The sequence below is a fragment of the Pengzhenrongella sp. genome (assembly GCF_036565025.1).
Classification (GTDB): domain Bacteria; phylum Actinomycetota; class Actinomycetes; order Actinomycetales; family Cellulomonadaceae; genus Pengzhenrongella.
Genome location: NZ_DATCNW010000277.1, coordinates 1 through 7,195, shown reverse-complemented (window position 1 = coordinate 7,195; position 7,195 = coordinate 1). Strand labels below are relative to the sequence as shown.

Genomic DNA, 7,195 nt, shown 5'->3' with positions numbered 1-7,195 from the left:
CGATCCGCGCCGTGTCCGTCCCTTCGAGCACCTCCTGTCCCTGCGCGGGCCAGAGGTTGCCGTTCACCCGGAACAGCGGGGGCGACGACGCTGTGAGCAGCAGGTCCGTCCCCCTCGCCTCCCAGAGCGCGGCAACGAGCGAGTCAAGGTCGGTGGGGAGCTCTGTATCGGTCATTTGGCGAGAGTATCCACCCAGTGGGACAAACCGTTGTAAATCATCGGGTGACAACCCGACCGGACCAATCGACCCACGTCAGGCCGGGTTCGATAACGACCGATGTCTGATTTCTGGCGAATTGGTCCGGATGGGTGAAAACAGGCCTCTCTGACGATTTACCCCTCTCGGCGGAGCCCCAAGACCCCGGCGCGCTGGTCTACTTACCTCGCCCCACCAGGCGCCCGACGACGACACGACAGACAAGGGACGAGACACATGGGTTTCGGTAGATCGTCCGCGGACACCAGTGCAGAGCTCCGGCGAGACAGGAACCGCGAGCCGGCGGCGCCTTCGCCGGTCGCGCCCAAGGCTCAGTTCGGCGCCTTGCTCGGTGAGATCCTGGTCCGCAACGCAGTACTGAACACGGTCGCCCTCGATGAGGCCCTGCTTCTGCAGACGGCCGAAGGACAGCGCCTCGGGGTCGTGCTCGTCGAGCTCGGCGTCATCAGCGAGCGCGACCTGGCCGGCGCGCTCGGCGAGCAGGTCGGCCTGCCGGTCGCCGACCTGAGCCGGATGGTCCCCGACCCGGACGTCGCCGCGCTGCTCGGCGAGAGCAAGGCCCGCGGCATGCAGGCGATCCCGTTCGGCGTCTCCGACGACGGCGTCGTCCAGGTCGCCCTCTCCGACCCCTCCCCCGAGATCGCCGAGGAGGTGCTCCGCGCGCTGGCGCGCCCGGCGCAGCTGTTCGTCGCGACGACGTCGGAGGTGCGGCGCGCGATCGACTCGATGTTCCGCGCGCTCACCGCGGTCGACGACCACGTCGCCGCCTTCACCGCGACGACCGACGTCCGCGCCAGCGTGCAGCGCACCGAGGTCGGCGACAGTGCCGAGGACGCCCCGGTGGTCCGGGTCGTCAACCTCATCATCACCCAGGCCCTGCGGGACCGGGCCTCGGACGTGCACATCGAGCCGCAGGACGGCAAGGTCCGGGTCCGGTTCCGGATCGACGGCGCCCTGCACGACGTGCTGCCCCTGCCCGCCGAGATGGGCCCCGCGGTCGCCAGCCGCATCAAGATCATGGGCGGCATGAACATCGTCGAGCGGCGCCGCCCGCAGGACGGCCAGATCGCCACCAGCGTCGACGGTCGGGGCATCGACATCCGCGTCGCCACGATGGGCAACGTCTGGGGCGAGAAGGTCGTGATGCGGGTCCTCGACAAGAGCCGCTCGCTGTACCGCCTCGGCGACCTCGGCATGCCGCCCGAGACGCACGCCGCCTACGCCAAGATGATCCGCTCGCCGTACGGCATGGTCATCTGCGCCGGCCCGACCGGCAGCGGCAAGACCACCACGCTGTACGCCTCGATGACCGAGGTGAACAGCACCGACCGCAACATCACCACCATCGAGGACCCGGTCGAGTACGTGTTCCCCTCGATCAACCAGATCCAGATCAACGAGCAGGCCGGCATCACCTTCGCCACCGGCCTGAAGTCCATCCTGCGCCAGGACCCGGACATGATCCTGGTCGGGGAGATGCGCGACGTCGAGACCGCCCGCATCGCCGTCCAGTCCGCACTCACCGGGCACTTCGTGCTCTCCTCCCTGCACTCCACCGACGCCGTCTCGGCCCTCTACCGATTCCTGGACATGGGTATCGAGGCGTTCCTGGTCGCGTCGTCCGTGATCGGCGTCGTCGGCCAGCGGCTGGTCCGCAAGATGTGCACCTACTGCCGCGTTCCGTACACGCCGACCGCCGAGGAGCTCGCCTTCTACCGGGAGGGCGGCGGCCCCGACAAGATGAACTTCTGGGTCGGTGAGGGCTGCAACTTCTGCTCGCACACCGGGTACAGCGACCGGGTCGGGGTCTACGAGCTGCTCACGGTGACCGAGCAGATGCGCGAGATGCTCGTCCGCCCGCACCCCTCCCACGACGACATGCGCCGCGTCGCCGTCACCCAGGGCCTCGTCCCCCTCCGGGAGGGCGGTGTGCGCCTCGTGCACGACGACGTGACGACGATCGGCGAGATCTTGCGCTCCATCTACGTGCTCTGAGCACCTCCCCCACGCCAACCAACCCTCGAGCCGGGCTACTTGCTCAGCCGGCTCCCGCACACCCCGCACGTCCGCACTCTCCGAGAGGAACGACCATGCCGAAGTTCGCCTATGTGGCGCTCGCCCCGGACGGCGCGCAGACGCGCGGTGTCCAGGACTCACCGACCCTCGCGGCTGCCCGGATGGCGCTCGTGCGCCAGCAGCTGCGGGTCACCAAGATCGAGGCCAAGAAGGGCTGGGGCCAGCTCGAGCTGACGCAGGCACGCATCCGGCCTGCGGACCTCATGCACCTGAGCCGCCAGCTGTCCGCGTTCCTGCGGGCCGGCATCCCGATCCTGGACGCGATCCGGGTGCTCGCCGAGGAGAACGACCGCTCCGCGGTGCGCCGCGTGCTCAGCTCGCTCGGGGAGGACCTGCGGTCCGGGCTCACCCTGTCGGAGGCGATCGACAAGCACCCGAAGGACTTCCCGGACTGGTACCGCGGCATCCTGCGCTCGGCGGAGCTGACCGGCAAGCTCGACACCGTGCTGGACCAGCTGTCCGCGTACATCGAGCGCGACGTCGAGGCGCGGCGCAAGATCCAGAACGCGATGCTCTACCCCGCGATCGTCTTCGTGATGGCGATCTGCACCATCGTGGTGCTGAGCGTGTTCGTCCTGCCGAAGTTCGAGGACTTCTTCGCCAGCCTCGACGCCAAGCTTCCGCTGCCCACCCGGATGCTGCTCGGCGGCACCCGGTTCATGGGCAAGTGGTGGTGGCTGATCGTCGGGGTGATGGCGGTGGTGGCTCTGGTCGCCTTCGGCCTCTCACGCACGACGCCCGGCCGCTACGCCTGGCACCAGGTCCTGCTGAAGATCCCCGTCGTCGGCGAGGCCGTCCGGTACTCCAAGATCGAGCGGTTCACCCGGCTGCTCGCCTCGATGGTCGACGCCGGCGTGCCGCTCCCCCAGGCGATGGAGGTCTCCACGAGCAGCCTCAACAACCTCGTCTTCGAGCGCGCGCTGACCCGGGTCCGGGAAGCCATGCTTCGCGGTGAGGGACTGGCGCAGCCCATCTCGTCGACCGGGCTGTTCCCGGGCATCGCGGCGCAGATGATCCGGGTCGGGGAGGACACGGGCACGCTCGACGCCCAGCTCGAGGTCGCCGCCAAGTTCTACGAGCGCGAGCTCGACTTCAAGATCGCCAAGGTCACCACGATCATCGAGCCGGTCGTCATCACGGTCATGGGCGGCATGGTCGGGTTCGTCGCGGTCGCGCTGGTCTCGGCGATGTACGGCATTTTCCGGACGGCGAACCTCGGATGAGCGCGGCGCAGGGGCGAGGAGAGGCCGGCGAGACCCTCCTTGAGCTGCTCATCTCGCTGATGGTGATCGGGGTCGGCGTCGTCGCGATTCTCGGGGCGGTCCGGATCGCGGTTGATGCCTCGAGCCTGGACCAGCGCCAGATCCACGCCCAGGCGCTGCTGCGGACTTGGGGGGAGCGCGTGGTCGCTGACACGACCGATGCGACATACGCCAGCACTTGCTCGACACCGGTGGCGTATGCGAGCACCCTTCCGGCACTTCCCACAGGATTTTCTGCCACGCAGACCAAGGTCGAGTTTTGGAACGGCACCAGTTTCGCCGCCGGCAGCTGCGGCGCAGACACCGGAGTACGAAGGCTCGAACTGACCATGACGGTGAATTCCTCGGTGTACCCGGGCTTCGCCTCCACGTACGCGGTTGTCCTTCGGAGGCCGTGCTTGACGTACGGGGCGGGCGGATGCTGACCCGTCACCGACCCTCGCGTCGGTCAGAGGACGGCTTCACCCTCATCGAGCTCGTCATCTCGATCGCGATTTTCGGGATCGTCTTCGGCGCGCTGTCGATGGTGATGGTCGGTGCGATGACCGCGAACCGGGACACCAAGGTCCGGCTGGACGAAACCCGCGACGAACAGTTCGTCGCGGCGTACTTCGCCAGCGATGTGTCCGGTGCAACCAAGATGAGTTCCGGGCAGACAACCGTTTGCGGCACGGGGCTAGCGGTCGCGGAGTTCCGCGGCACGTCCTTCAATGACGTCACGCTCCAGGCGACCGACACCGTTGTGAGCTACGTGCTCACGACGGGCATGGCCAGCGGGATCAACACTGGCACCCTCACACGCTTCGAATGCGAATCGGTCGCTGCATCGCCGTCGGTGCTCATCTCTACGACCGTCGTCGCCCGAAGCCTGGCGCCGGCGACCCCGGTGGTGCATTGCTACATCGGCGCTGTCGAGGCAACCTGCGCGCTCGCCACTACGCCCGCACCCGCGACCATGACGGTGTCCTTTGATCGCCGCAGCGGCGGCGCCCCATTCGTACTTTCCGGAGCGAGGAGAACGACGCCATGAGTTTGTCCACGATTTCACGCCTCCGGTCACAGGCACGTTTGCGGCCGCAATCGGACGACGGCGCGTCCTTGGTTCTCACGATGATCTTCGTGATGGGTGTCGGCCTCGTCGTGGGGGGATTGCTCACCTACTCGCAGGCGGGGATCGCCTCGGCCAAGGCCACGCAGAGTCGGCAACTCTTGGCTTCCGACGCGTCGGGCGCGATGGACACGGCGATCAACTCACTGCGGAACAGCAACTACAGCGATGGCGCGGCTCAGTGCGATCCGTACATCCCGTCGACGGTCGTGGGCGCAAGCGGTCAGGTGGTGCGGCTCGTCTGTAAGCCGAAAGCCGGCACGGGTCTTCCGGCCGGCTCGGTGCCCATCAACTCGCTCAACCACCCGGGGTCGGCGGTGCTCACCTTGGCCACCGGCACGGAGGCGGGCCTCGCGAAGTCGTCGAATGGGGATCTTCGCATCAAGGGCAAGGTGTACGTCAACTCGGACATCACCGTGGGTGGCTCAAATTGCACGCTGGCGCAGCTGAACACGGTTCCGCTGCCGAACTGCTCGGCGATCGATGGTCGCCAGGCGGCCGTAGTCGCCAAGGGTGTCTGCGCGAGCGGCGTGTTTGGTGCCCCCCTCACGTGTTCCGCAGCTGGAAGTCCGTCCGAGGGGCAGGACCCCGGGACGGCCGGACTGCCTAACGCGGTCGGCTACGCCCCCCCTCCGAGTGCACCGACCGATTTGGTGCCCCAAACGGTCAAGCCCTGCGGGACGAACCCGTCCGTAGAGCTCGACGCCGGCTACTACGACGACGCCGCGGCTCTCACGGCACTCACCGGGACGTGCAACAAGCCACTCCATTTCAATCCCGGTGTGTATTTCTTCGACTTTCGCAATGAAGAGATGGCCGCCATCCCGTCCGCTTCTCGGCCGGTACCGTCGGGGACTAACCTTTGGACGATCGACAACTCGAGCTCGAATTTCTATCTCGTCGGCGGAACCAAGAAAGACTGGGCATCAGGGGCACCGACGAACTTTCCGGGATCCTGCGTGAGCCCGCTGACCACGTCGACGCCATTCACGCTCGACCAAGGGGTTCAGTTCGTCTTTGGCGGGTCGAGCCGGGTGGACATCGTGCACGGAAGAGTCGAGTTGTGCGGCCAGTACTCGGACGCTCACCCCTCGCTCGTGCTCTACGGCGCGAAGACTGGCGCGACCACCCTGGTGTCGCCACTCGCGTCGACCGCGACGCTTGTGTCGTCGCCGATCGGGACAGACAAGATCTTCGGTTCGCCCGATGCGGCCAGGGTGTTGGACGCATCTGCGTCGACGGCCAACAACACCCGAAGTGCCAGCAGCACGACGACGTCGAGCCTGAGGCTCACCGGGATGGATGCGGCCTCCAAGATCCCGGCGGGCTCGATTCTTGTCTCAGCTGAGCTCCGCGTCACCCACAAAGAGTCAGCGAACCGCTCCGGGGACGCGATCCGGGTGAGCGTTCTCCCTAATCCCAGCCGTCTCTCGCTACCGCCGACCCCCTCCACTGGCACCGTGCCGCTCCATGTATCGGCCACCTATCAAACCGACCCGGCTGCGATGAGCTCCTCGCTCACGAATGCGCTGATGAAGGAGGTGTGGAAGTACGGGCTCTCCGACCTGCGGATCGACTACAGCGTGGACGCTGCGAAGTCGTCCGCCGGGAACACATCATTCGTCTCAGACGTCGACTCGGTCCAGCTCTGGCTGTCATGGAAACCGCCGTCGTTGCGCGGCGAGACGACGCCGATCAACGGGTCAAACTGTGTCGGAGCGGTGGCACCCGCAACAACGTGCGCCTTGGTCAAGACCGCGAACAACGGCACCTATTTTTACCTTCAGGGCACGACCTACGCCCCGTCGGCGATGTTCGACATCCAGCTGACTAACGTCTCCGGGCAGGTGTTCAAGAGCGGGATTATCGCCCGGGCGCTGGCGATCTCAGTGACCCCCAGCGCCAGCTTCACCGGTCCGATCATCGAGATTCCGGACGAGACCGTCGGGGGCAGTGTGGGGGTGGGTGCTTACCTCACGGCGTATATCTGTCCGGATTCCGTCGCCTGCCCAGCGGCGCCACCGTCAGCGGGCTGGCGGCGCGTCGGACGATCGGAGATCTCTCTCGAGAGCGGCTTTCCCGTACCGGAAACCGGGGCGAGATCGGTCACGGTCAGCAACTGGCACCTGCTCGAGTAGGGCCGGTTTGCTCCGTTCGGGTGACTTGTCCCTTTTCACCCCCTACATCCGCATATTTTTCAGCGATCACGTTGCATGATTAGCCAGCATCAAAAGTCGGCACGACCAGCGTTCGGGCAGCCGCCCAAAACAAACTGAGAGAGAAGGGCCCCACCCCATGTTCAGAAACCAGATCCGTGCCGCCCGCGAAGAGGGCTTCACGCTCATCGAGCTTCTCATTGTCATCGTCGTGCTGGGCATTCTCGCCGGCATCGTCGTGTTCGGCGTCTCGACGTTCCGGCATGACGCCCAGGTAGCGGCATGCAAGGCCGACGTCAAAACCGTCTCGGTGGCATCGGACGCGTACAACGCCAAGAACGGTTCCTTCGCGACGGCTATCCCTGGAACGGCGACG

Annotated in this window: 6 protein-coding genes; all 6 read left to right on the top strand. The window is 66.4% G+C overall.

Annotation, left to right across the window (positions count from 1 at the left end):
* Window positions 1-433 precede the first annotated feature (433 nt).
* Window positions 434-2,212 carry a GspE/PulE family protein gene (locus VIM26_RS16125; protein WP_331952975.1) on the top strand — a complete coding sequence of 593 codons (1,779 nt, stop codon included), beginning with the start codon at window positions 434-436 and terminating at the stop codon, window positions 2,210-2,212.
* Window positions 2,213-2,307: 95 nt separating this feature from the next.
* Complete coding sequence (locus VIM26_RS16120; RefSeq protein ID WP_331952973.1) at window positions 2,308-3,516, top strand: type II secretion system F family protein; 1,209 nt, start codon at window positions 2,308-2,310, stop codon at window positions 3,514-3,516.
* Complete coding sequence (locus tag VIM26_RS16115; RefSeq protein ID WP_331952971.1) at window positions 3,513-3,980, top strand: hypothetical protein; 468 nt, start codon at window positions 3,513-3,515, stop codon at window positions 3,978-3,980. The genes VIM26_RS16120 and VIM26_RS16115 overlap by 4 nt, the downstream gene beginning before the upstream one ends.
* Entirely contained in the window at window positions 3,974-4,585 is a 612-nt protein-coding gene (locus tag VIM26_RS16110; protein ID WP_331952969.1) for a PulJ/GspJ family protein, read from the top strand. The genes VIM26_RS16115 and VIM26_RS16110 overlap by 7 nt, the downstream gene beginning before the upstream one ends.
* Entirely contained in the window at window positions 4,582-6,801 is a 2,220-nt protein-coding gene (locus tag VIM26_RS16105; protein WP_331952967.1) for a hypothetical protein, read from the top strand. Before VIM26_RS16110 ends, VIM26_RS16105 begins: the two co-directional genes overlap by 4 nt.
* 157 nt (window positions 6,802-6,958) lie before the next feature.
* On the top strand, window positions 6,959-7,195 hold a 237-nt coding region (locus VIM26_RS16100; protein ID WP_331952965.1), incomplete at its 3' end, for a competence type IV pilus major pilin ComGC.

Excerpts from the sequence above, each read along its gene's own strand:
- VIM26_RS16105 (WP_331952967.1), top strand. The coding sequence starts at position 4,582 with ATGAGTTTGTCCACGATTTCACGCCTCCGGTCACAGGCACGTTTGCGG.
- VIM26_RS16115 (WP_331952971.1), top strand. The coding sequence starts at position 3,513 with ATGAGCGCGGCGCAGGGGCGAGGAGAGGCCGGCGAGACCCTCCTTGAG.
- VIM26_RS16125 (WP_331952975.1), top strand. The coding sequence starts at position 434 with ATGGGTTTCGGTAGATCGTCCGCGGACACCAGTGCAGAGCTCCGGCGA.
- VIM26_RS16120 (WP_331952973.1), top strand. The coding sequence starts at position 2,308 with ATGCCGAAGTTCGCCTATGTGGCGCTCGCCCCGGACGGCGCGCAGACG.
- VIM26_RS16110 (WP_331952969.1), top strand. The coding sequence starts at position 3,974 with ATGCTGACCCGTCACCGACCCTCGCGTCGGTCAGAGGACGGCTTCACC.